Genomic DNA, 23,123 nt, shown 5'->3' with positions numbered 1-23,123 from the left:
TATTTAGAGAGGTGACCAAAACATGTCAGAGAAAAAAGACATGCCGTCTTCAGAAGAGCAAGACGGGCTTAACTTGCAAGATGTTAAAAATCTAACCATTGAAGAAGCTGTTCGAAAAGATTCTGAAAGGAAAGCTGGAATTACTGAGTCTGATGGTGTTTTAGATAAGTATATTAAACAGCACCGAGATGAAGTAACATCACAAAAATTTGAAACAAAGCTATCTGATTTTGAAAATTTAGATACAGAAGCTTTGGATAACTTTATTAAAAAACAACGTGAAGAACTTGTTAATAGTGGTATTGTCAGCAAAGAAGTGTTCGAAAAAGCTGAAAAAGCTCAAGTAGAACCAGTTATTGAGGATGTAGAACCATCTGAAACATCAAGTGAAGTTGTTGAAGAAACTGTAGAACCTGCAAAAGAAGTTTCAGAACCTGAAGTTGCAGAAACAAAAGAAGCTTCTGTCAAAGAAACACCAACTGATGACAAAGAAGTTGGTGATGAGATTAAAGAAGATGAAGCGAAAGAATCAAGCGCTGATGAACAAGTTTCTACCACAGTTGAGGAAGAAACCAAAACAGCTGATGACTCAATTGCGATTTCTTCTGATGATGACAAACCTTCATCTACGAAAAAACGTGTGATTATTGGTGGTTTGGCTGCGTTGGTTGTAGCTATCTTTGGAGCTGGCTATGGATTACACTACGCCAAAGATTCAAGTACTACAGTTGCAAGTTCATCAACAACTTCAACTACGAAAAAAACTTCAGCAAGTTCAAGTGCTGCTAAGAAAGCAAAAGAAGTGAAAGAAGCTTTTGATGATGTTTACGCAGCGCTATTTACTGATGATACTAAAACGAAGTTGAAAAACAGTGAGTTTGATAAAATCTCAGTATTGAAAGAAAAATTAGATGCCTTGAAAGGAACTGATTTTTACGATGCTGCTAAAAAACAATACGACACTGTTGCAGCTCACATTACTGCTATCAAAGCAATCAACGCTTTATTTGATAAAGATGTCATCGTAGATGGTAAAAAAGTTTCAGGAACTGTAAAAGCTGATGCTAACTTTGATAACTTGTCTAGTGATGTTTTAAATACTGGTGATGCTAAATTGGATAACTTACTTCAATCTGCTATCACTGAAGGTAAAAAACAATTAACATCTAAAACACAATCAAGTAGTCAAGAACAATCAGCAAGTTTTGCTAGCCAAACAGACAGCGGTGAGGCTTCTTCTACAGAATCAACTTCTAATACATCAAACCTTCAACGCGATAAAAGTCGTGTTCCATATAACGAATCTGCTATTGCTGATTCAGGAAATGCCGCTTGGACATTTGGTGATGGTGTACTTGAAAAAGTTGTTTCAACATCACAAGCACGTGGTTATTTCTCAGGTGATGATTATATTCTTGAAAAAGTTAACATCATCAATGGTAATGGCTACTACAACATGTTTAGAAAAGACGGAACATATCTATTTTCAATCAACTGTAAAACAGGTTACTTTGTAGGTAATGGTTCAGGTCATTCTGACGCATTGGATTATTAATCAAATGTTCAAAAAGCTCTCCTTTTGGAGGGCTTTTTTGATTTTTAAAGTGAAATTTTGAAAAATACTTGAAAGAGTTTCAAAAAATTGACAGCAAAATTTGAAAACGCTATAATTGTCGTAACTTAAAGATTAAGGGGTGATATTATGGTAAAAGTAGCCATTGTTACTGGTGCAGGTCAAGGGATTGGCTTTGCTATTGCAAAACGTCTTCACGAAGATGGTTTTAAAATTGGAATCTTAGATTATAATCAAGAAACAGCAGATAAAGCTGTTCAGGAACTTTCTCCACAAGATGCTTATGCTGTTGTAGCGGATGTTTCTAAGCGTGAAGAGGTTGCTAAAGCATTTGCTAAGGTTGTTGAACATTTTGGAGATTTATCGGTAGTTGTGAATAATGCAGGGGTCGCTCCGACAACACCTCTAGAAACAATCACAGAAGACATCTTCGAACGTACTTTTGCCATTAATGTCGGAGGTGCAATTTGGGGTGCTCAAGCGGCTTTGGCAGAATTCAAAAAATTAGGTCACGGTGGTAAAATTATTAATGCATCATCTCAAGCTGGTGTGGTAGGTAATCCTAATTTAACTGTTTATGGTGGTAGCAAATTTGCCATTCGCGGTATTACACAAACTTTGGCGCGTGATTTAGCAGATTATGGTATTACAGTAAATGCTTATGCACCTGGAATTGTTAAAACGCCGATGATGTTTGATATTGCCCATGAAGTTGGTAGAAATGCAGGTAAGGACGATGAATGGGGAATGCAAACATTCGCTAAAGACATTACTCTTAAGCGGTTATCTGAACCAGAAGATGTGGCTAAAGCTGTCAGTTTTTTAGCGGGACCTGATTCTGATTATATTACCGGGCAAACCATTATTGTTGATGGTGGTATGCAATTCCATTAAAATTATCATAAAAGGCAGAGAGAATCTCTCTGCCTTTTATGAAACAAAAGCTAGCAAAGCTGACTTTGTTTTTTAAACAATATGACGTTCAAATGGATCATCTGAGATACCATCTTTAAGAATGAGTTTAGCCCATTCTTTAGCTGTAAATAGACTGTGGTCTTTGTAGTTACCGCATGATTCGATAGTTGTACCAGGAACGTCTTCCCATGATGTTACATTAGCAATTTCTTCCAAACTTGATTTGATGACTTTTGCGATTTCAGTTGTGCTGTGTTTGCCCCACATAATCATGTGGAAACCAGTACGGCAACCAAAAGGTGAGCAGTCAATCATTCCGTCAATGCGCTCACGGATAAGTTTTGCAAACAAATGTTCGATAGTGTGTAAGCCAGCAGTTGGAATGGCATTTTCGTTTGGTTGAACGAGACGAATATCATAGTTTGAAATAACATCTCCTGAAGGTCCAACTTCTTCAGAAATCAAACGAATATAAGGTGCTTTAACGAGAGTGTGATCGAGTTCAAAACTTTCAACAGTTACTTCTTTTTTAGACATAACAGCCTCCTTTGTATTGTTTTAATAATCATATCATAAATTTTAGTAAAACGCTTTACAATTTTAAATTGTGAAAAAATTTATTTTATGGTAAACTTGAAAGTAGCTTTCTATAGATGAAATCTAAAATTTTTATTGAGGTAAAAACATGCCAAATATTATTATCTTGATTGTTTTTGCCCTCATTGGTTTGATAGTTGGTTATGCACTGATTTCGATTAAACTTAAGTCTGCGAAAGAAGCTGCAGAACTCACTCTTTTAAATGCAGAACAGGATGCTGTCAATCTACGTGGAAAAGCTGAGTTAGAAGCTGAACACATTAGAAAATCAGCTGAGCGAGAAACAAAAGCTCATCGCAAAGAATTACTGATCGAAGCAAAAGAAGAGGCTAGAAAATATCGAGAAGAGATTGAAAAAGAATTTAAATCTGAAAGACAAGAGTTGAAACAAATGGAAACTCGTTTAACAGAACGAGCGTCCTCTCTTGATCGCAAGGATGAAAATCTAACCAGCAAAGAAAAAGTGTTGGATAGTAAAGAACAAAGTCTAACCGATAAATCTAGACACATTAATGAGCGTGAAAAACAAATCGGAGAACTTGAAGAACAGAAAAAAGCAGAACTTGAACGTGTTGCATTGATGACGATTGCTGAAGCGCGTGAAATTATTTTAACAGAAACAGAAACTAATTTAACGCACGAAATTGCTACTCGTATCAAAGATGCTGAACGTGAGGTTCGTGATAAGTCCAACAAACTCGCTAAAAATATTCTCGCTCAAGCCATGCAACGAATGGCTGGTGAATACGTTACTGAACAAACTATTACAACTGTTCAATTACCTGATGATAGCATGAAAGGTCGTATCATTGGACGTGAAGGTCGTAATATTCGTACTCTTGAAAGTTTGACTGGTATTGATGTCATCATTGATGACACTCCAGAAGTGGTCGTTCTTTCAGGATTTGATCCAATTCGTCGTGAGATTGCTCGCATGACCTTGGAAGCTTTGATTCAAGATGGTCGTATTCATCCAGCGCGTATTGAAGAATTGGTTGAAAAGAACCGTTTGGAAATGGATAACCGTATTCGTGAATATGGTGAAGCTGCTGCTTTTGAAATCGGTGCAGTAAACTTGCATCCTGACTTGATTAAAATCATGGGACGTTTGCAATTTAGAACTTCATATGGTCAAAATGTCTTACGTCACTCTGTTGAAGTTGGTAAGATGGCAGGTATTCTTGCTAGTGAACTTGGTGAAAATGTGATGCTTGCTCGTCGCGCTGGTTTCTTGCATGATATGGGTAAAGCAATTGACCGTGAAGTTGAAGGTAGTCACGTTGAGATTGGTGCAGAGTTCGCTCGCAAATATAAAGAAAATCCAATCGTCGTTAATGCTATCGCTAGTCACCACGGTGATGTCGAACCAGAAAGTGTCATTGCTGTAATTGTTGCAGCTGCTGATGCTTTGAGTTCAGCTCGTCCAGGTGCTCGTAACGAGTCAATGGAAAACTACATCAAACGTCTTCGTGATTTGGAAGAAATTGCGACAAGCTTTGACGGTGTTCAAAATAGTTACGCTTTGCAAGCTGGTCGTGAAATTCGAATCATGGTACAACCAAATAAAATTTCCGATGATGAGGTAACAATCATTGCGCATAAAGTTCGTGAAAAGATTGAAAATAATCTTGATTACCCGGGTAATATTAAAGTTACAGTTATTCGTGAACTACGTGCGGTTGATTACGCAAAATAATGAAATAGACAAAAAGAGGTACGTTTTAAACGTACTTCTTTTTAATAGCAAGAGCTTGTAAATTTTCTTGAAAAATAGCCTTATCTTTGATATACTAAACTGTAGTCTAATTGATAAAAAGCAAGTCTTAACTTGTAGTCTATAATAAGGAGAGTGGCATGACCGAACGTGGTTTGTTAATTGTTTTCTCAGGACCTTCTGGGGTTGGTAAGGGAACAGTTCGCCAAGAAATTTTTTCAACACCTGATCATAAATTTGAGTATTCTGTTTCGATGACAACACGCCAAAAACGGCCTGGAGAAGTTGATGGCGTTGATTATTTCTTCCGAACTCGTGAAGAATTTGAAGAGCTTATTAAAAATGGTCAGATGTTGGAATACGCTGAATATGTAGGTAATTACTATGGCACACCACTGACTTACGTTAATGAAACTCTTGATAAAGGGATTGATGTTTTCCTTGAAATTGAGGTTCAAGGTGCCCTTCAAGTTAAGAAAAAGGTTCCAGATGGTGTATTCATTTTCTTGACTCCACCAGATTTGGATGAATTAAAAGATCGTTTGGTCGGTCGTGGTACTGATAGCGAAGAAGTTATTCGCCAACGTATTGAACGTGCCAAAGAAGAAATTGCTTTGATGCGTGAATACGATTATGCTGTAGTTAATGATGAAGTGTCTTTGGCAGCTGAACGTGTTAAACGCATTATTGAAGCAGAACACTTCCGTGTTGATCGTGTGATTGGTCGTTACAATGACATGATTAAAGACATTGATTAAAAGAGAGAAAAGAGAAAAAAGCTATGATGTTAAAACCTTCTATTGACACTTTGCTTGATAAAGTGCCTTCAAAATACTCACTTTGCATTCTTCAAGCTAAACGCGCTCATGAACTTGAAGCGGGTGCTAAACCGACTCAAGAATTCAAATCTGTTAAAGCTACTTTGCAAGCTCTTGAAGAAATCGAATCTGGTAACGTTGTTATCCACCCAGATCCAGAAGCAAAACGCGCAGCTGTTCTTGCTCGCATTGAAGCAGAACGTTTGGCTAAAGAAGAAGAAGAACGTAAAATCAAAGAACAAATTGCTAAAGAAAAAGAAGAAGGAGAAAAAATCTAAGGTATTTTATCTTAGATTTTTCTTGTAATAAATCATTGTGATAAAGTAAACAAGTGCTGCAGTATTACTTATCATGATGATTATTCTTTTTTTCGGTAGAATAATGCTGATTTTTAGCTCAAGAGTCATTAGAAAGGAGAGTTATGGTAAAGATTGCCCAAGTTATCGTCGATGTTCCCTTGATGCAGACGGATAAGCCTTTTTCATATCTTGTTCCAGATGATATGCAAGACCAAATCGTTTTAGGGTCTCGTGTGCATGTTCCTTTTGGACGTGGCAATCGTCTTTTGCAAGGGTTCGTTGTTGGCTTTACTGAGAATATGCAAGGTCAAGCTAAGCAACTCAAGGCTATTTGTGAAGTTTTGGATTTTGAACCTGTTTTGAATGAAGAACAACTTAAGCTAGCTGAGCAAATGCGCCATACTGTCTTTTCATATAAGATTTCAATTTTGAAATCAATGATTCCAAATCTCCTTAATTCTCAGTATGATAAAAAGCTGATTCCAAGCGAAGATTTGTCACAAGAAGAGAGATTAGCTTTATTTGGTGAAAAAGAGAGCCGTCTCCATTCTACTTTGTCAGAAGACGAGACTAAAAAAGTTGCACGACTAGTTCAGGCTGGAAAGATAACTGTAGAATATTTGGCAAAAGACAAAAAGAATATTAAGACAGAAAAATATTATCAAGTTCTGTCTGATAAACTTGCAGCTGCCGAGATTTCAGCTCGTGCTAAGAAGCGTTTGGAGCTGCAAGAATATCTGCTTGAACATCCTGACGAAGGAAAATTATCAGATTTGCATCAGCTATTTTCACGTGAAGTTGTCAAATTTTTTGTAGAAAATCAGCTGATTAAAGTCATTGAAAGAGAGAAAAAACGTTCAGATGTATATTTTGATGTTGCAACAACTAAGTTTCTTGATTTAAATGATGAACAAGCTGCAGTTGTTGAAAAAGTTACAAGTCAAATTGGAAAAGACTCTAAACCTTACTTGTTAGAAGGTGTGACAGGTTCAGGTAAAACTGAAGTTTATCTTCATATCATTGATAAGGTTTTAAAGCTCGGCAAGACAGCCATTGTTTTGGTACCTGAGATTTCATTGACACCGCAGATGACAAATCGCTTTATTTCACGTTTTGGTAAGCAAGTGGCAATTATGCACTCAGCTTTATCTGATGGTGAAAAATTTGACGAATGGCGAAAAATCAAATCTGGACAAGCTCGAGTGGTTGTTGGTGCCAGATCGGCTATCTTTGTTCCAATGGAAAATATTGGAGCCATTATTATCGATGAGGAACACGAGGCAACTTACAAGCAAGAATCTAATCCGCGTTATCATGCACGTGATGTGGCCTTGCTACGGGCAAAATACCATAAAGCAGTTCTGTTAATGGGCTCTGCGACACCAAGCATTGAAAGTCGAGCTAGGGCTAGCCGTGGCGTTTACCAATTTTTACAATTGACTCACCGTGCTAACCCGCTTGCTAAAATTCCAAAAGTGGACATTGTTGATTTTCGCGATTATGTTGGGCAACAAGAAGTTAGCAATTACACACCTTATCTCTTAGAAAAAATTGCTGACAGATTGGAAAACCGTGAGCAGGTCGTTCTCATGCTAAATCGCCGTGGGTATTCGAGCTTTGTCATGTGTCGTGATTGTGGTTACGTAGATGAGTGCCCAAATTGTGATATTTCATTGACACTTCATATGGATACAAAGACCATGAATTGTCACTATTGTGGTTTTGAAAAAGCTATCCCACATACCTGTCCAAATTGTCATAGCCGCAGTATTCGTTACTATGGAACTGGGACTCAAAAAGCCTATGATGAATTAAAAGAGGTTTTTCCGCAAGCTCGTATTTTACGAATGGATGTTGATACGACGCGCAAAAAAGGTGCTCATCAGCAAATATTGGATAAATTTGGAAATCATGAAGCAGATATTCTACTTGGAACTCAAATGATTGCAAAAGGACTTGATTTTCCCAATGTGACTTTAGTTGGGGTTTTAAATGCGGATACGTCTTTGAATTTGCCTGATTTTAGATCATCTGAGAGAACGTTTCAATTGCTAACGCAGGTAGCAGGACGTGCAGGGCGTGCAGAAAAAGAAGGTGAAGTCCTCATTCAAACTTATAATCCTCAGCACTATGCCATTAAGTTGGCTCAAAAGCAGGATTATGAAGCATTTTATGCTTATGAAATGGGAATTCGCAAGCAACTGTCTTATCCGCCATATTATTTTACGGCTGGTTTGACTTTATCGCATAAAGATGAACAGACAGTTGTGCGCAAGTCTTTTGAAATCTTGCAACTCTTGCGTCAGCATTTATCTGATAAAATCAAGATTTTGGGGCCAACACCTAAGCCGATTGCAAGAACGCATAGTCTCTATCATTATCAGATTATTATTAAATATCGCTTTGAAGATCATTTAGAAGAGGTCTTGAATTACATTTTGGACATGACGCAATTACCTGAAAATAAAGATTTGCGACTTGTGATTGACCATGAGCCACAGAATTTTATGTAGGCTTTTGTTATGCTATAATAAAGAAAAAGATAAGAATAAATCCTTTGAGAGGAAGAAAAATGACAAAAATTATTTTTATGGGAACACCTGATTTTTCAGCGACTGTTCTAAAAGGCTTATTAAACGATGCCAATTATGAAGTTTTAGCTGTTGTAACTCAACCAGACCGTGCTGTTGGTCGTAAAAAAGAAATCAAAATGACACCTGTTAAAGAAGTCGCTTTGGCACATGACTTACCAGTTTATCAACCTGAAAAGATGTCTGGTTCAGAAGAAATGGCTGAGCTAATGACTTTGGGTGCAGATGGTATCGTAACAGCTGCTTTTGGTCAATTTTTACCAACAAAATTACTTGACTCTGTTGACTTTGCTGTTAACGTTCACGCATCATTATTACCAAAATATCGTGGTGGCGCACCAATTCATTATGCTATTATCAATGGCGATAAAGAAGCTGGTGTAACTATTATGGAAATGGTTAAGAAAATGGATGCTGGTGATATGATTGCTAAAGCTTCAACACCAATTACTGATGATGATAACGTCGGTACAATGTTTGAAAAATTGGCAGTTATCGGACGTGATTTGCTTTTGAAAACTTTGCCAGATTACATTGCTGGAAATATCAAACCAGAACCACAAGATGAAGAAGCGGCAACTTTCTCACCAAATATCACACCAGAACAAGAACGTATTGATTGGAATAAATCAGCGCGTGATGTCTTTAACCACATTCGTGGCTTGTATCCATGGCCTGTTTCGTATACACTTCTTGATGGCAAACGTTTCAAAATCTATGAGGCTGTTTTGGCTGAGGGTCAAGGAAAACCTGGTGAAATTATCGAAAAAGGTAAAAAATCACTTGTTGTGGCAACTGGTGATGGCGCGATCTCACTAAAAACTGTACAGCCATCTGGGAAACCTCGTATGAGTGTTGTTGATTTTCTAAATGGTGTTGGACGTAAACTTGAAGTAGGTGACCTTATTGGCGAATGATTGGAAAAACCAAGCACGCGGATTAGCTTTACTTGTTCTGGAAAATGTTTTTGAAGAAGGAGCTTATTCAAATATTGCTCTTAATCAAGAGTTGAAACACACTCATTTATCTCAAAAAGATAAATCTTTAGTGACTGAAATTGTCTATGGAACAGTTGCACGTAAGATTACCTTGGAATGGTATTTAGCACATTATATTGAAGACCGAGATAAGTTAGATTCATGGGTATATTACCTTTTGATGTTGAGTCTTTATCAGCTGTTATACCTTGATAAAATGCCTGCGCACGCTGTTGTCAACGATGCAGTTAATATTGCAAAAAATCGTGGCAATAAAAAAGGTGCTGAAAAATTCGTCAATGCTGTTTTACGTCGTTTGACAAAGGATGACCTTCCAAATCCTGAAAGTATCAAACGAAAAAATAAACGCTATTCAGTTCTGTATTCTTTACCAGTTTGGTTGGTTAAAAAATTAATTCACCAATTTGGTGAAGAACGAGCAGTAGCTATCATGCAGAGTCTATTTGTCAGAAATAAAGCTAGTATTCGTGTGACAAATCCTGATAAATTAGCTGAGATAGAGGCGGCAACGGGTGCTAAACCATCACTTCTATCTCCTGTTGGTTTGGTTAAAATATCAGGGCATTTTGCAGGGACAGATTATTTTGCTAACGGTGATATTACCATTCAAGACGAGTCTAGTCAGCTAGTGACACCAACACTTAATATTAAAGGTTCAGAGAAAATTCTTGATGCATGTGCTGCCCCGGGTGGAAAGACTACTCATATAGCGTCATATCTGACTGATGGTCATATTACAGCACTTGATTTGTATGACCACAAGTTAGCGTTGGTTATGGATAATGCCAAACGTTTGCATGTTGATGATAAAATTTCTACCCAAAGAATGGATGCTACGACTGTTCATGAACATTTTGCGGCAGATACTTTTGATAAAATATTAGTAGATGCTCCTTGTTCAGGAATTGGCTTGATTCGTCGTAAACCAGACATCAAATATAATAAAGAAAATCAAGATTTGACCGCTTTACAAGAAATTCAATTGCAAATTCTTGATAGCGTTTGTCAAACATTGCGTAAAGGTGGTATAATAACTTATAGTACTTGTACGATTTTTGATGAGGAAAACTTCCAAGTCATCCATAAATTTTTAGAAACTCATCCAAATTTTGAACAGGTAAAACTGAGTCATACACAAGAAGATATTATAAAAGATGGCTGCATTGCAATCACACCAGAGCAATATCAGACAGACGGGTTCTTTATTGGACAAGTTAAACGTATCTTGTAATCTCGAGGAGGAAACTGACACAGTCAGATATAAAACTATGAAAATTTCACTTGTAACTGATATTGGACAAAGACGTTCAAATAATCAGGATTTTATTAATAAATTTGATAATCAAAAGGGTATCACATTAGTTATTCTAGCAGATGGTATGGGAGGTCATCGTGCTGGTAATATTGCTAGTGAAATGACCGTTACTGATCTTGGACGTGAATGGATTAGTACTGAATTTACAGAACTAAGCCAAATTCGTGATTGGTTGATAACAGCTCTTGAAGCTGAAAACAAAAGAATTTACGAACTGGGTCAAACAGATGAGTACAAAGGTATGGGGACAACCGTTGAAGCTTTAGCGATTGTTGATAACAACGTTATCTTTGCGCACGTTGGTGATTCACGTATTGGTTTACTTCATAATGGCGAATACCAATTATTGACAAGCGACCATTCTCTTGTTAATGAATTGGTGAAAGCTGGTCAATTGACAGAAGAAGAAGCAGCAAACCACCCACAAAAAAATATTATTACGCAATCTATTGGACAAGCAAACCCAGTTGAACCAGATTTAGGTGTTCAAGTTCTTGAAGACGGTGATTATCTCATCATTAACAGTGATGGTTTGACAAATATGATTACGAATGATGAAATTGTTAACATTTTGACTCAAGATAAAAAACTTGACGACAAAAATAATGAATTGGTAACTCTTGCTAACGAACGAGGAGGTCTTGATAACATTACCATTGCTCTTATCCACGCCGAAAGTGAGGAAGCTTAATGATTCAGATTGGCAAATTATTTGCTGGTCGTTATCGTATCCTTAAATCAATCGGACGGGGTGGAATGGCAGATGTTTATCTTGCCAAAGATCTGATTCTTGATAATGAAGAAGTAGCCATCAAAGTTCTTCGGACTAATTATCAAACAGATCAAATTGCCGTAGCTCGTTTCCAACGTGAAGCGCGCGCCATGGCAGAGTTGAACCATCCCAATATTGTTTCGATTCGAGATATTGGAGAAGAAGACGGACAGCAATTCTTAGTAATGGAATATGTTGATGGTTCTGACTTGAAAAAATACATTCAAGATCATGCGCCTCTATCTAATAACGAAGTTGTTAGAATTATGGAAGAAGTCTTGTCAGCAATGACTCTTGCCCATCAACAAGGAATTGTTCACCGTGACTTAAAACCACAAAATATTTTGTTGACTAAAGACGGAACTGTAAAAGTTACTGACTTTGGTATTGCTGTAGCTTTTGCAGAAACAAGTTTAACACAGACAAACTCAATGCTTGGTAGTGTGCATTATTTGTCACCTGAACAAGCGCGAGGTTCAAAAGCCACTGTTCAAAGTGATATCTATGCTATGGGGATTATGTTGTTTGAAATGTTAACAGGTCACATTCCTTATGATGGCGACTCAGCGGTGACAATTGCACTGCAACATTTTCAAAAACCTCTACCATCCATTATCGCTGAAAATAAGAACGTTCCACAGGCTTTAGAAAATGTAGTTATCAAAGCAACAGCAAAACGTTTAAGCGACCGTTATGCGTCAACTTTTGAAATGAGTCGTGATTTGATGACGGCACTTTCATACAACCGTAGTCGAGAACGTAAACTTGTTTTTGAGGATACAGAAAATACTAAGACACTTCCAAAAGTGACTACTTCAACACCTGTTCCATCAACGACAGAACAATTGTTGAAAAAACAAAAAGCTGCAAAAGAAAATAAAGAAGTAGCTAATCAAAAAGCACCTAAAGCAAAGACTAAAAAGAAAAAATCTCATCGTATATTTGGTACTTTGATGAAAATCTTCTTTGCAGTTGTTGTTGTTGCGATTGCTATCTTTACTTACTTAACTTTAAGTACACCAGCTTCAGTTAATGTTCCAGACGTGTCTGGTGCGGCTTTATCTGATGCTAAGACAAGCTTGTTATCATCTGGTTTGAAGATTGGTGATATCCACAAAGTTTCTAGTGATACAGTTGCTGAAGGTTACGTTGTTAAAACAGATCCGACTGCTGGTTCATCTAAGAAAGAAGGAGCTAAAGTTGATATTTATGTATCAAAAGGAAGTTCTGAATTCAAGATGAAAGATTACACTGGTCAGAATTATCAAGATGTCATCAAGGAGCTTGAAAAGAAACATGGTATTTCAAGCGAAAAGATTGCTATTAAATGGTTATCCGGAACAAATTATATCGGTGGTACCATTATCAGCCAGACTCCTAATGAAGGGACAAAAGTTGGTAGTGAAGATAAAATTACTTTTGAAGTAGCAGCAATCACAATGCCTAGTCTGATTGGTTATACTTACCAAGAAGCGATTGCTGAGTTAAATTCTATGGGTGTATCAAGCTCACATATTACAATTTATATGGCAGATGTAACTTCATCAACAGGATATTCTCGAGTAAACTCAGTATCAAGTTCTGCGGTTGTCGTTGCTCAGGATCCTTATTATGGTGGGGCTGTTGAAGGAGAGGTTAACCTTTACTTCTCTTCAGAAACGGCTGCGCAACCATCTGAAAAAACGTCACAATTAGTTCCAGAATCATCTGAAACAAGTGAGACAAGTGAGACAAGTGAGACAAGTGAGACAAGTGAGACAAGTGAGACAAGTGAATCAAGTTCATCAAGTAGTGGTAGTAGTACTGAAGAAAGTTCAGAAGCATCTACTGAAATGCAACAATAAAATTATTATAAAAGAAGTCTGTGATATTTATCTCAGGCTTCTTATTTGCATAGAATATTCAAGAAATGTACTAATGTTCATGTGGCAAAAGCCAGCAATTTTTGAGGCTTTTTGGTAAAATGGCAGAAAATGTGTGATAAGGAGAGAACATGCGAAAATTTCAATTTTTCTTATTGGTTGAATGCATTTTGCTAGCTTTAGGCATGATGACTATTTTAGCCAATGATCTATCGAGCTTTATTTTAATTTTAGTTCTCATTTTGATAGCACTTCGTTTTTATAATCAGGATAAACGCAATAATCTTTTGTTAACAGTAGGGCTGGTTCTTCTATTTTTGATTTTAATGTTAAATCCTTATATTATCATGGCGGTAGTTCTGGGTGTTGTCTACGTTGTGATTAACCATTTTTCACAAGTTAAAAAGAAGAATCGCTTTGCTTTGGTGCGTTTTCGTGAAGAAGACTTAAAGGCAAAACCAATTCGAAACCAGTGGATTGGTGCAAGCATGCACGATAGCGATTTTTATGCTTTTGATGACATTAATATCATTCGACTAACAGGAAGTGATGTCATTGATTTAAGCAGTGTTATTGTAACAGGAAAAGATAATGTTGTTATCATTCGTAAAGTTTTTGGGCCGACAAAAGTTTTAGTGCCAATTGATGTTGGTGTTAAACTTGATGTCAGTGCCATTTATGGTAGTGTTCGATATTTTGATTTTGGTGAGTATGATTTGCGTAATGAATCATTGAAATTATGGCATGCTCAAGATGAAGAATATTTAAAGGGTGTTAAAATCATTGTGAACACGATTGCTGGAGATGTAGAGGTGGTACGCAAATGAAAAAACATCATTTTTTACTCTTGATTCTTTATGCAAGTATCATCATCATTTCAATTGTTGTTGTTGTTTTAGATAGTTTAGAATTACAATTACAAAATCTCATCACTGATTTTTGGATGGGGGAACGTTTTGTATTCTCAATTGTCTTCCTAATTCTAGCTGTGACAATTCTTTTACTTTTGTTGTGGGTGATTTTAGATGATAACAGCAAGCGTAGTACTAACCAAAATCTGCGCCGCATTTTAAATAATCAGGAAGTATCTCTTGATGAAGATACAGAAATCAACACGAATTTGTCACGCTTATCTAAAAAGATGACTCATTTGACAACAAGTCTCCAAAATACCGAAAATAGCCGTATTCAGAATGGACAAGAAATTGTTGAGCAAGAACGTAAACGTATTGCGCGTGATTTACATGATACCGTCAGTCAAGAATTATTTGCATCCTCAATGATTCTTTCAGGTGTATCAGCTAACCTTGACCAAATTGAAAGAGAGCAGCTGGAATTTCAATTGACTGCAGTTGAAAGTATGTTGCAAAATGCTCAAAAAGATTTGCGAATTTTACTCTTGCATTTAAGACCTACAGAGCTTGAAAATAAAACCCTTTCGGAAGGTTTTGATATCCTCTTGAAAGAATTAACAGATAAGAGTAGTATAGAAGTTGTTTATAAGAAAAATCTCGGAAAATTACCTAAAAAAATCGAAGATAATGTTTTCCGAATTGCACAAGAATTTATTAGTAATACGCTTAAGCACGCAAAAGCGACTCGTCTGGAAGTGTATCTAAATCAAACTGAAACCGAACTGCAATTGAAAATGGTGGATAACGGTGTTGGATTTGATATGGATGAGCGTCATGATTTAAGTTATGGTATTACTAATATTGAAGATCGTGTAGATGACATGGCTGGAACAATAACATTTTTGAGCCAAAAAGGAAAAGGAGTATCAATGGATATTCGTTTGCCTTTGGTCAAGGGAGAAAAAAAGGAGAAAGAAGATGACCCAGAAAATTAGAGTTATCCTAGTTGATGATCATGAAATGGTACGTTTAGGGCTGAAAAGTTTCTTTAATTTGCAGCCAGACATTGAAGTTGTCGGTGAAGCTGGAAATGGTATTGATGGGATAAAATTAGCCTTAGAGTTAAAACCAGATGTTGTTGTTATGGATTTGGTAATGCCAGAGATGAGTGGTGTTGAAGCGACATTGAAGCTTTTAAAAGAGTGGAAAGAAGCCAAAATTTTAGTTTTGACATCATACCTTGATAATGAAAAAATTTATCCAGTTATTGAAGCTGGTGCCAAAGGTTACATGCTAAAAACATCTAGTGCAGCTGAGATTTTAAATGCTATTCATAAAGTTGCGCGTGGTGATTTGGCGATTGAGACAGAAGTTGATAAAAAAATCAAAGCGCACGATCAAAAACCAGAATTGCATGAGGATCTAACAGCGCGTGAACGTGATATTTTGAAACTTTTGGCAAAAGGTTATGATAATCAGACTATCGCTGATGAGTTATTTATTTCTCTGAAAACCGTGAAGACACACGTGTCAAATATTTTAGCGAAGCTAGAAGTTGATGACCGCACTCAAGCTGTTGTCTATGCCTTTAAGCATCATTTAGTTCCGCAAGATGAGGAATAATGATATAATAAAAACATAGCTTTTCTTTGATTTCAAAGTTAGAAAGGAAAATGGGATAAAAGTTTTTGGACTTTTGATGGAAATTGAGATGTATTGACCATTTCCTTTCCCATAATGATACAGATGGATGTAAAAACAAAATACAAAGCTAAGAAAACTAAAATTGTTTTCTTTGACATTGATGACACCTTGCGTGTTAAGCTGACAGGTTATATGCCAGAATCAATCAAGTATGTTTTTAAAAACTTGAAGGAAAAAGGCATTATGACAGGAATTGCTACTGGTCGTGCACTTTATGGTGTTGTACCTGAAATTCGTGATTTGCATCCTGATTTTTTTGTAACAATCAACGGAACATATGTCGTTGATAATAAAGAATCAGAGATTTTTAGTGATCCATTGCCACGTGAACTTGTTGAAAAATATGTCAACTGGGCAAAATCAGAAGGAATCGAATACGGTTTTACTGGTAAAGATAAACCAGTCATATCAAAACGTTGTGATTTGATTGATGACGCTATGAAACCTATTTATGGTATCTGCGATGTTGAACCAGATTTTTATTTGGCAAATGATGTTTACCAAATGTGGACATTTGCAAAAAATAATGCTGATTTGCAGTTGCCAGAAGAGTTGGCAAATGAAATTCGTCTTGTGCCTTGGCACGAACATTCATCTGATGTTGTTAAAGTAAATATTTCTAAAGCATCTGGTGTTGCTCATGTTTTAGAAAGTCAAAACTTAAAACCAATCAATGCCATGATGTTTGGCGACGGTCCAAATGATATGGAAATTTTTGATTATGTTGGCTTGAAAATTGCCATGGGTAATGCAGTACCTGAACTTAAAGAAAAAGCAGATTTTGTAACAAAAACAGTAGAAGAAGATGGTATTTTATATGCCTTGGAGGAACTAGGTTTGGTAGAAAAACAATTAAACTTCCCACAAGTTGATTTATCAACTGTCGAGGGTCCAGTTGCGACAATCAAAACAAATCACGGTGACATGAAAATTCAACTTTTCCCTGATCATGCACCAAAAACAGTAGCAAACTTCGTTGCTTTGTCAAAAGATGGTTACTATGACGGTATTATCTTCCACCGTATTATCCCTGAATTTATGATTCAAGGTGGCGACCCAACAGGTACTGGTATGGGTGGACAATCTATCTATGGTGATAGCTTTGAAGATGAATTCTCAGAAGAACTTTACAACGTTCGTGGCGCACTTTCAATGGCAAATGCTGGTCCAAATACTAACGGAAGTCAGTTCTTCATCGTACAAAACAGCAAAATTCCATATGCTCAAAAAGAACTAGAACGTGGTGGCTGGCCAAAACCAATTGCTGAATACTATGCAAACAACGGTGGTACACCTCACCTTGACCGTCGTCACACTGTCTTTGGTCAAATCATGGATGAAGAATCTTACAAAGTTCTTGACGAAATTGCAAACGTAGAAACTGGTGCGCAAGACCGTCCAGTCGAAGACGTAGTTATCGAAACAATTGAGGTAGTTGATTAATGAGAATTGGCGACAAAATCACTGGAACAATAACGGGTATAAAACCTTATGGTGCCTTTGTCGCATTGGATAATGGGACAACAGGTCTTATTCACATTTCAGAAATCAAAGCAGGCTATATTGAAAACATTTATCAACTGTTAAAAGTTGGTGAAAAAGTCTTAGTTCAGGTGGTTGATTTTGATGAATTTACTCAAAAAGTAAGTCTTTCTCTTCGTACTCTCGAAGAAGAAAAACATCACCTTCACAGACGTCATCGTTTTTCAAATAGCCACCTAAATATTGGCTTTCAGCCTTTGGCGGACAATTTGCCAAAATGGACTAAAGAAAGTCTAGATTTATTAACTAAAGAATAAAAAGCATCCTTAGGATGCTTTTTTATTATGGTATACGAAAACTGCTAGAACAATTGTCTAGCAGTTTTCGTATATTAGTCTTCAAAATCATAAAGTGATGTTGATAGATAACGTTCACCGTTGTCTGGAAGAAGTGCCAAGACTTTTTTACCTTTACCAAGTTCTTTTGCTTTTTCAATAGCGGCAAAGATTGCAGCACCTGAAGAAATTCCAGCAAGGAAACCTTCTTTTCCACCTAGATGACGACTTGTCACAATAGCATCGTCTGAAGCTACACGAATAATGCCATCATAAGATTTAGTATCAAGAGTATCTGGGATAAAACCAGCAGAAATTCCTTGAATTTTGTGTGGACCAGGTTTTTCACCAGAAAGAACAGCAGATTCGTCAGCCTCTACGGCATAAACTTTGATCTCTGGGTTAGCTTTTCTAAGAGCATGAGAAACACCTGAAACTGTTCCACCAGTACCAACACCAGCTACGAAAGCATCAAGACCTTTTGGTCCAAAAGCATCGATGATTTCAGCACCAGTTGAAGCTTCATGAACAGCAGGATTTGAAGGGTTAGCAAATTGAAGTGGGACCCAACCATTTTTTTCAGCAGCGACTTCTTTTGCCTTAGCGATAGCACCTTTCATGCCTTCGCTACCTGGTGTTAAAACAAGTTCAGCTCCATAAGCTTGAATGATTTTACGGCGTTCAAGACTCATTGTTTCGGGCATTACGATAATAACTTTATAACCTTTTGCTGCACCAACCCAAGCAAGACCAATACCAGTATTACCAGATGTAGGTTCAACAATTGTATCACCTGGTTTGATAGTACCAGCTTTTTCAGCATCTTCAATCATACGAAGAGCAATACGGTCTTTGACAGAAGACCCTGGATTAAATGATTCAATTTTAACATAAACATCAGCAGCGTCTTCAGGAACAATGTTATTCAATTTTACAATAGGAGTATTTCCGATTAATTCAGTAATTGAGTTATAAATTTTTGCCATAAATCTTCTCCTTGAATAAAAGTTATAGGTCAAGTATATGCTCAAATTTATTGTTTGTAAAATATTTAATTCTTATCAAGGTGATAGGAAAAACTTATCACAAATCTAACTCAACAATTTTTGGACCAGCCTTTTCAAAAGTAACCTTGCCTTGATAGAATTCAATAAGTCGATCAGTAACTTCCTGAATTTTTTCTGGATCAAGGTAAATGTGAGTAGTGACATTTTCTAAAAATTCAGTGTCAAATTCTTGAAGTTCTTCAGCCTGTAAAAAATTTGAAAATGTTTGGTACTGCGGATAAGAAAGAGTAATTTTAATGCCTTCTTGCTCTTTAACTTCTACGATACCAATTTCTTTAAGAGCATTTGCGACACTACCAGCGTAAGCGCGAATTAAGCCTCCAGCGCCTAATTTGATACCACCGAAATAGCGTGTGACAACAGCAACAACATTTGTCAAACCTTGCTTTTCTAGAACAGTAAGCATTGGAACACCAGCTGTTCCACTTGGTTCACCATCATCACTAGAACGTTTGATCTCAGAGTTTTCTCCAATAATCATAGCAGAACAAGAGTGAGTTGCTTTGTAATGTTCTTTTTTGATTTGAGCAATATATTCTCGCCCTTCTTCTTCAGTTTCAACACGTTTTAATTGGCAAATAAAGCGAGATTTTTTGATTTCTTCCTCGCAGATGTCATCTTTTTTTATTGTTTTATAGTTCATATCAAAATTTTACAAGATTTTTAGAGATTTAGCAAAATTTTCGAATAAATAGATATGGAAGATAAAAATGACTATTATGGAAGAATTTTTGTTGAGTCTCAATTGTCTGATGAGTTAAAAGAAGAAGCTGAAAAACTTCCTTCTATGGTAAAAAGAAAAGACAATTTTACGTGTAACCGCTGCAGAAGCATTGTTTTACCAGATAATATTTTACAAACTGGTCAGACTTACTGCAGAGAATGTCTAGTTTTTGGTCGTAACATCAGTGATTCTTATCTATATTACTTTCCGCAAAAAAGTTTTCCAAAAAATAATTCTCTAAACTGGCAAGGGCAACTAACCCCTTATCAAAATGAAGTGTCAGAAGGTATGGTGTCAGGAATTGCTGAAAAGAAAGATTTATTAGTTCATGCTGTGACAGGAGCTGGTAAGACAGAGATGATTTATCACTCAGTAGCAAAAATAATCGATGACGGTGGTTGTGTTTGTATTGCTAGCCCACGAATTGATGTTTGTTTAGAACTTTATAAACGTATGTCTCGTGATTTTTCATGTCCAATTACTTTATTACATGGGGAAGCTGAGCCTTACAAGCGAGCACCGCTCATTATTGCAACAACTCATCAACTTTTAAAGTTCTACCAAGCATTTGATTTATTAATTATTGATGAAGTTGATGCCTTTCCATTTGTTGACAATAAAATGCTGTATTACGCAGTAAATCAATCTTTAAAAAAAGAAGGTGTTAAAATATTTTTAACAGCTACATCGACAGATGAATTAGATAAAAAAGTTCGAAAAGGCAACTTAAAAAAATTGCATTTAGCCAGACGTTTTCACGCCAATCCTTTGGTTGTTCCTAAAATGCTCTGGCTTAGTGGGGTGTTAAAGTCAATGAAAAAGGGAAAAGTACCTAAAAAATTAGACTTGCTGCTTAAAAATCAAAGAAAATCTGGATACCCCTTACTAATCTTTTTTCCAAATATAGAGCAGGGAAAAAGATTTTCGGTGATTCTGCAAGAAAAATTTCCTACTGAGAAGATTGGTTTTGTGTCAAGTAAGACCGAAGATAGACTTGAATTAGTTGAAAAATTTAGAAAGAATGAAATAACAATTTTAGTCAGCACAACCATCTTAGAACGTGGAGTCACGTTTCCTTGTGTTGACGTATTTGTTGTATTAGCGAATCACAAATTATACACTAAAAGTGCCTTGGTTCAAATTTCTGGGCGAGTCGGTAGAGCTGCAAAGCGACCAACAGGAGAATTATTATTTTTGCACGATGGTGCTACAAAATCAATGCAACAAGCGATTAAAGAAATAAAGGAAATGAACAAGAAAGGAGGATTTTGATGGAAAAGTGTTTGTTATGTGACCAATTATTTCTTGAAAAAGAAACTTTTTTGGGTATCATTTCTATTCAAAAAAATCAAAGAAATATTTGTCCTGATTGTCTCGCTGCTTTTGAAAAAATAGGAGATAAGCACTGCCCAACTTGTTATCGAAATGGTTGTGAAACGCAGTGTAAAGATTGTCAAAAATGGGAAAAGGAAGGGCATTCTGTCAAGCATCAGGCAATTTTTACCTATAATGTTGCCATGAAAAATTATTTTTCAAAGTACAAATTTCAAGGAGACGTAGCACTCGGTGCAATTTTTTCTAGAGAGCTTAAGAAAAAAATAAAGCTGTACAAAAATTACAGTATCGTGCCAGTCCCTTTAAGTAAAGAGCGAATGACAGAACGTAAATTTAATCAAGTTGCTGCCTTATTGGACGCTTCTGGAATAGCCTATCAGGAGATTTTATCAAAGAAAAATATCGCTAAACAATCAGATAAAAACAGAAAAAAGAGACTTGGGAGCCAGTGTCCATTTCAAGTTATGTCAAATAGTAAAATTCCCAAAAATATTTTAATCATTGACGACATCTATACGACTGGCGCTACACTAAAAGGCATTTATCATCTTCTTTATAAAAACGGTGCACAGAATGTAAAAAGTTTAACAATTGCACGGTAAATGCTTGCAAATTTTCATGAAAGTAGTATAATGAAAGAGTAAAGAAAGCGCTTTATAGCGAGAAAGAGGTGTTTTTATGATTAAATATAGTGTTCGTGGAGAAAACATCGAAGTAACAGATGCTATCCGTAGCTATGTCGAATCTAAACTCGGAAAAATTAAAAAATACTTCAACGCTGAACAAGAGTTAGATGCTCGTGTCAATCTTAAAGTTTATCGTGAAAAAACTGCTAAAGTTGAAGTGACTATTTTGGTTGACTCTATCACTCTAAGAGCAGAAGATGTATCACAAGATATGTATGGATCAATCGATTTAGTAACAGATAAGATTGAACGCCAAATTCGCAAAAACAAAACAAAAATTGCTAGAAAGCATCGTGAAAAATTACCAGCTAGTCATATTTTTACAAGCGAGTTTGAAGCTGAAGAAACAGAAGAAAGCCCAGCTGTAAACGTTGTTCGTACAAAACATGTTAGCTTGAAACCTATGGATCTTGATGAAGCGCTTCTCCAAATGGACCTTTTGGGTCATGACTTCTTCATTTACACAGATGCAGAAGATGGCGAAACCAACATTCTCTACCGCCGCGAAGATGGCGAGTTAGGGTTAATTGAGGCGAAATGATAGTAAAAAATTCGCTATAAGTATGTACTGACCCCAAAAAGTTGGACAAATAATTATTGAAAGGATTTAGTTCTGTACTGCACAGGGCTAAGTCCTTTTAGTTTGACTTTAATCCGTTTGTTATTGTAATAGTCAATGTAAGTAATAATAGCTTGTTTTAGCTCATTGAGTGACTTAAATGTCTTTTCAAACCCATAAAACATTTCTGATTTTAAGATTCCAAAAAAAGATTCCATCATGCTATTATCTGGGCTATTTCCCTTACGGGACATGGATGGATGAATTCCTTTTTGATTGAGAAAGTCATAATAAAACAGGTGTTAATATTGCCACCCTTGGTCACTGTGAAGAATCGTATCATCATAATGGTCATCTGGAAAAGCTTGTGTTAACATTCGTTTGATTTGTTCCAAATTAGGCGAAGTTGATAACTGATAAGCGATGATTTCACTATTATAAGCATCTAAAAATGGTGATAAGTATAATTTTTGAGAGCTGGCTGGAATGGCAAATTCTGTGACGTCAGTATAACATTTTTCGTAAGGCTTTGAAGCTTCAAAAAGGACTTGATTGATAATTTCTTGCTTTAGTTCAGGGGAATAGTACCTATTTTTGCTTTTTTTAACAATCTCTACGCCATATCGGTCCATAAGCTTAACCATGTAACGTAGATTTCTAGGATTAACATCATAGGTTTGACCCAGCTGAGGCCACGACATACCTTGTTTTCTGAGTTGATAGATTTCTAGTTTATCTTCATAAGTTAATTTCATACAAAGAGCACCCCAATCGTTAGATTTTTTGTCTTACTTTTGGGGTGCAGTTTAGTAGCGGCTTTTTAATTTTTTATCAAAATGGTATTGACAAATTAGGATATAAGATGATAAATTAATATAGCTGCAAAAATCTGGTAGGAACATCTTGAAACAGAAGAAAAAAAG

The 23,123-nt window shown here is 36.3% G+C and carries 21 protein-coding genes and 1 pseudogene; 18 read left to right on the top strand and 4 right to left on the bottom strand.

Annotated elements, in window-relative coordinates; genetic code table 11:
* Positions 1-22 precede the first annotated feature (22 nt).
* Both HMPREF0819_RS07050 and HMPREF0819_RS07045 read left to right on the top strand, forming a co-directional pair.
* Positions 23-1,555: a cell division site-positioning protein MapZ family protein gene (locus HMPREF0819_RS07050; protein ID WP_003067352.1), complete on the top strand. Its 1,533-nt coding sequence runs from the start codon at positions 23-25 to the stop codon at positions 1,553-1,555.
* 147 nt (positions 1,556-1,702) lie between these two features.
* A complete protein-coding gene (locus HMPREF0819_RS07045) occupies positions 1,703-2,467 on the top strand; it encodes a (S)-acetoin forming diacetyl reductase (protein ID WP_003067351.1) in 765 nt (254 codons plus the stop codon).
* A gap of 72 nt (positions 2,468-2,539) precedes the next feature.
* Here the strand turns inward: HMPREF0819_RS07045 and HMPREF0819_RS07040 are convergent, their stop codons facing one another.
* On the bottom strand, positions 2,540-3,025 hold the full coding sequence (locus HMPREF0819_RS07040; RefSeq protein ID WP_003067349.1) for an S-ribosylhomocysteine lyase: 486 nt from the start codon (positions 3,023-3,025) through the stop codon (positions 2,540-2,542).
* Positions 3,026-3,173: 148 nt separating this feature from the next.
* On the opposite strand from HMPREF0819_RS07040, the gene HMPREF0819_RS07035 reads away from it, so the two are divergent.
* The 13 genes from HMPREF0819_RS07035 to HMPREF0819_RS06975 all read left to right on the top strand — a co-directional run bounded on the left by HMPREF0819_RS07035 (position 3,174) and on the right by HMPREF0819_RS06975 (position 17,811).
* Entirely contained in the window at positions 3,174-4,781 is a 1,608-nt protein-coding gene (locus HMPREF0819_RS07035; RefSeq protein ID WP_003067347.1) for a ribonuclease Y, read from the top strand.
* Positions 4,782-4,939: 158 nt separating this feature from the next.
* On the top strand, positions 4,940-5,557 hold the full coding sequence (gmk, locus tag HMPREF0819_RS07030; protein WP_003067345.1) for a guanylate kinase: 618 nt from the start codon (positions 4,940-4,942) through the stop codon (positions 5,555-5,557).
* Between the two features lie 23 nt (positions 5,558-5,580).
* Positions 5,581-5,895, top strand: coding sequence for a DNA-directed RNA polymerase subunit omega (rpoZ, locus tag HMPREF0819_RS07025; RefSeq protein WP_003067343.1), 315 nt, complete (start codon positions 5,581-5,583; stop codon positions 5,893-5,895).
* Positions 5,896-6,038: 143 nt separating this feature from the next.
* On the top strand, positions 6,039-8,429 hold the full coding sequence (locus tag HMPREF0819_RS07020) for a primosomal protein N' (RefSeq protein WP_003067341.1): 2,391 nt from the start codon (positions 6,039-6,041) through the stop codon (positions 8,427-8,429).
* A gap of 59 nt (positions 8,430-8,488) precedes the next feature.
* Positions 8,489-9,424 carry a methionyl-tRNA formyltransferase gene (gene fmt, locus HMPREF0819_RS07015; RefSeq protein WP_003067339.1) on the top strand — a complete coding sequence of 312 codons (936 nt, stop codon included), beginning with the start codon at positions 8,489-8,491 and terminating at the stop codon, positions 9,422-9,424.
* Entirely contained in the window at positions 9,414-10,736 is a 1,323-nt protein-coding gene (rsmB, locus tag HMPREF0819_RS07010) for a 16S rRNA (cytosine(967)-C(5))-methyltransferase RsmB (protein ID WP_003067338.1), read from the top strand. Before fmt ends, rsmB begins: the two co-directional genes overlap by 11 nt.
* 37 nt (positions 10,737-10,773) lie before the next feature.
* Complete coding sequence (locus tag HMPREF0819_RS07005; protein WP_044023444.1) at positions 10,774-11,511, top strand: Stp1/IreP family PP2C-type Ser/Thr phosphatase; 738 nt, start codon at positions 10,774-10,776, stop codon at positions 11,509-11,511.
* Positions 11,511-13,436, top strand: coding sequence for a Stk1 family PASTA domain-containing Ser/Thr kinase (gene pknB, locus HMPREF0819_RS07000; RefSeq protein ID WP_003067334.1), 1,926 nt, complete (start codon positions 11,511-11,513; stop codon positions 13,434-13,436). Before HMPREF0819_RS07005 ends, pknB begins: the two co-directional genes overlap by 1 nt.
* A 149-nt stretch (positions 13,437-13,585) precedes the next feature.
* Complete coding sequence (gene liaF, locus HMPREF0819_RS06995) at positions 13,586-14,281, top strand: cell wall-active antibiotics response protein LiaF (protein WP_003067331.1); 696 nt, start codon at positions 13,586-13,588, stop codon at positions 14,279-14,281.
* Positions 14,278-15,303: an envelope stress sensor histidine kinase LiaS gene (locus tag HMPREF0819_RS06990; RefSeq protein WP_003067329.1), complete on the top strand. Its 1,026-nt coding sequence runs from the start codon at positions 14,278-14,280 to the stop codon at positions 15,301-15,303. The genes liaF and HMPREF0819_RS06990 overlap by 4 nt, the downstream gene beginning before the upstream one ends.
* Positions 15,287-15,931, top strand: a complete 645-nt coding sequence (locus HMPREF0819_RS06985) for a response regulator transcription factor (RefSeq protein ID WP_003067327.1) — start codon at positions 15,287-15,289, stop codon at positions 15,929-15,931. The genes HMPREF0819_RS06990 and HMPREF0819_RS06985 overlap by 17 nt, the downstream gene beginning before the upstream one ends.
* 123 nt (positions 15,932-16,054) lie before the next feature.
* The gene (locus HMPREF0819_RS06980; protein ID WP_080552927.1) at positions 16,055-17,455 is read left to right on the top strand and encodes a bifunctional Cof-type HAD-IIB family hydrolase/peptidylprolyl isomerase; all 1,401 of its coding nucleotides are present in this window, start codon (positions 16,055-16,057) and stop codon (positions 17,453-17,455) included.
* Complete coding sequence (locus HMPREF0819_RS06975; RefSeq protein WP_003067323.1) at positions 17,455-17,811, top strand: S1 RNA-binding domain-containing protein; 357 nt, start codon at positions 17,455-17,457, stop codon at positions 17,809-17,811. The genes HMPREF0819_RS06980 and HMPREF0819_RS06975 overlap by 1 nt, the downstream gene beginning before the upstream one ends.
* Positions 17,812-17,885: 74 nt before the next feature.
* Here the strand turns inward: HMPREF0819_RS06975 and cysK are convergent, their stop codons facing one another.
* Positions 17,886-18,815, bottom strand: coding sequence for a cysteine synthase A (gene cysK, locus HMPREF0819_RS06970; protein WP_003067321.1), 930 nt, complete (start codon positions 18,813-18,815; stop codon positions 17,886-17,888).
* 97 nt (positions 18,816-18,912) lie between these two features.
* On the bottom strand, positions 18,913-19,539 hold the full coding sequence (locus HMPREF0819_RS06965) for a YigZ family protein (protein WP_003067319.1): 627 nt from the start codon (positions 19,537-19,539) through the stop codon (positions 18,913-18,915).
* A gap of 54 nt (positions 19,540-19,593) precedes the next feature.
* Between HMPREF0819_RS06965 and HMPREF0819_RS06960 the strand changes: the two genes are divergently transcribed.
* The 3 genes from HMPREF0819_RS06960 to hpf all read left to right on the top strand — a co-directional run bounded on the left by HMPREF0819_RS06960 (position 19,594) and on the right by hpf (position 22,182).
* A complete protein-coding gene (locus HMPREF0819_RS06960; RefSeq protein ID WP_003067317.1) occupies positions 19,594-20,892 on the top strand; it encodes an ATP-dependent helicase ComFA in 1,299 nt (432 codons plus the stop codon).
* Entirely contained in the window at positions 20,892-21,557 is a 666-nt protein-coding gene (locus HMPREF0819_RS06955) for a ComF family protein (protein ID WP_003067316.1), read from the top strand. Before HMPREF0819_RS06960 ends, HMPREF0819_RS06955 begins: the two co-directional genes overlap by 1 nt.
* 76 nt (positions 21,558-21,633) lie before the next feature.
* Positions 21,634-22,182, top strand: coding sequence for a ribosome hibernation-promoting factor, HPF/YfiA family (gene hpf / locus HMPREF0819_RS06950; RefSeq protein WP_003067314.1), 549 nt, complete (start codon positions 21,634-21,636; stop codon positions 22,180-22,182).
* Between the two features lie 53 nt (positions 22,183-22,235).
* On the opposite strand, the pseudogene HMPREF0819_RS08790 reads toward hpf, so the two are convergent.
* Positions 22,236-22,838 (bottom strand): annotated as a pseudogene (locus tag HMPREF0819_RS08790) (IS3 family transposase); the annotation flags it as partial.
* Between the last annotated feature and the right edge of the window lie 285 nt (positions 22,839-23,123).

The organism is Streptococcus equinus ATCC 9812, from assembly GCF_000187265.1.
GTDB lineage: Bacteria > Bacillota > Bacilli > Lactobacillales > Streptococcaceae > Streptococcus > Streptococcus equinus.
The sequence above is the reverse complement of the archived record's forward strand: the minus strand, read 5'-3'. Positions and strand labels throughout refer to the sequence as shown.

What these genes read in the sequence shown, in the direction of transcription:
- HMPREF0819_RS07020 (WP_003067341.1), top strand. Translation starts at nt 6,039, where the DNA reads ATGGTAAAGATTGCCCAAGTTATCGTCGATGTTCCCTTGATGCAGACG.
- HMPREF0819_RS07005 (WP_044023444.1), top strand. Translation starts at nt 10,774, where the DNA reads ATGAAAATTTCACTTGTAACTGATATTGGACAAAGACGTTCAAATAAT.
- HMPREF0819_RS06960 (WP_003067317.1), top strand. Translation starts at nt 19,594, where the DNA reads ATGGAAGATAAAAATGACTATTATGGAAGAATTTTTGTTGAGTCTCAA.
- rpoZ (WP_003067343.1), top strand. Translation starts at nt 5,581, where the DNA reads ATGATGTTAAAACCTTCTATTGACACTTTGCTTGATAAAGTGCCTTCA.
- cysK (WP_003067321.1), bottom strand. Translation starts at nt 18,815, where the DNA reads ATGGCAAAAATTTATAACTCAATTACTGAATTAATCGGAAATACTCCT.
- fmt (WP_003067339.1), top strand. Translation starts at nt 8,489, where the DNA reads ATGACAAAAATTATTTTTATGGGAACACCTGATTTTTCAGCGACTGTT.
- hpf (WP_003067314.1), top strand. Translation starts at nt 21,634, where the DNA reads ATGATTAAATATAGTGTTCGTGGAGAAAACATCGAAGTAACAGATGCT.
- HMPREF0819_RS07040 (WP_003067349.1), bottom strand. Translation starts at nt 3,025, where the DNA reads ATGTCTAAAAAAGAAGTAACTGTTGAAAGTTTTGAACTCGATCACACT.
- HMPREF0819_RS06975 (WP_003067323.1), top strand. Translation starts at nt 17,455, where the DNA reads ATGAGAATTGGCGACAAAATCACTGGAACAATAACGGGTATAAAACCT.
- HMPREF0819_RS07035 (WP_003067347.1), top strand. Translation starts at nt 3,174, where the DNA reads ATGCCAAATATTATTATCTTGATTGTTTTTGCCCTCATTGGTTTGATA.
- HMPREF0819_RS06990 (WP_003067329.1), top strand. Translation starts at nt 14,278, where the DNA reads ATGAAAAAACATCATTTTTTACTCTTGATTCTTTATGCAAGTATCATC.
- HMPREF0819_RS06980 (WP_080552927.1), top strand. Translation starts at nt 16,055, where the DNA reads ATGGATGTAAAAACAAAATACAAAGCTAAGAAAACTAAAATTGTTTTC.
- liaF (WP_003067331.1), top strand. Translation starts at nt 13,586, where the DNA reads ATGCGAAAATTTCAATTTTTCTTATTGGTTGAATGCATTTTGCTAGCT.
- pknB (WP_003067334.1), top strand. Translation starts at nt 11,511, where the DNA reads ATGATTCAGATTGGCAAATTATTTGCTGGTCGTTATCGTATCCTTAAA.
- HMPREF0819_RS06955 (WP_003067316.1), top strand. Translation starts at nt 20,892, where the DNA reads ATGGAAAAGTGTTTGTTATGTGACCAATTATTTCTTGAAAAAGAAACT.
- HMPREF0819_RS07050 (WP_003067352.1), top strand. Translation starts at nt 23, where the DNA reads ATGTCAGAGAAAAAAGACATGCCGTCTTCAGAAGAGCAAGACGGGCTT.
- HMPREF0819_RS06965 (WP_003067319.1), bottom strand. Translation starts at nt 19,539, where the DNA reads ATGAACTATAAAACAATAAAAAAAGATGACATCTGCGAGGAAGAAATC.
- HMPREF0819_RS06985 (WP_003067327.1), top strand. Translation starts at nt 15,287, where the DNA reads ATGACCCAGAAAATTAGAGTTATCCTAGTTGATGATCATGAAATGGTA.
- HMPREF0819_RS07045 (WP_003067351.1), top strand. Translation starts at nt 1,703, where the DNA reads ATGGTAAAAGTAGCCATTGTTACTGGTGCAGGTCAAGGGATTGGCTTT.
- gmk (WP_003067345.1), top strand. Translation starts at nt 4,940, where the DNA reads ATGACCGAACGTGGTTTGTTAATTGTTTTCTCAGGACCTTCTGGGGTT.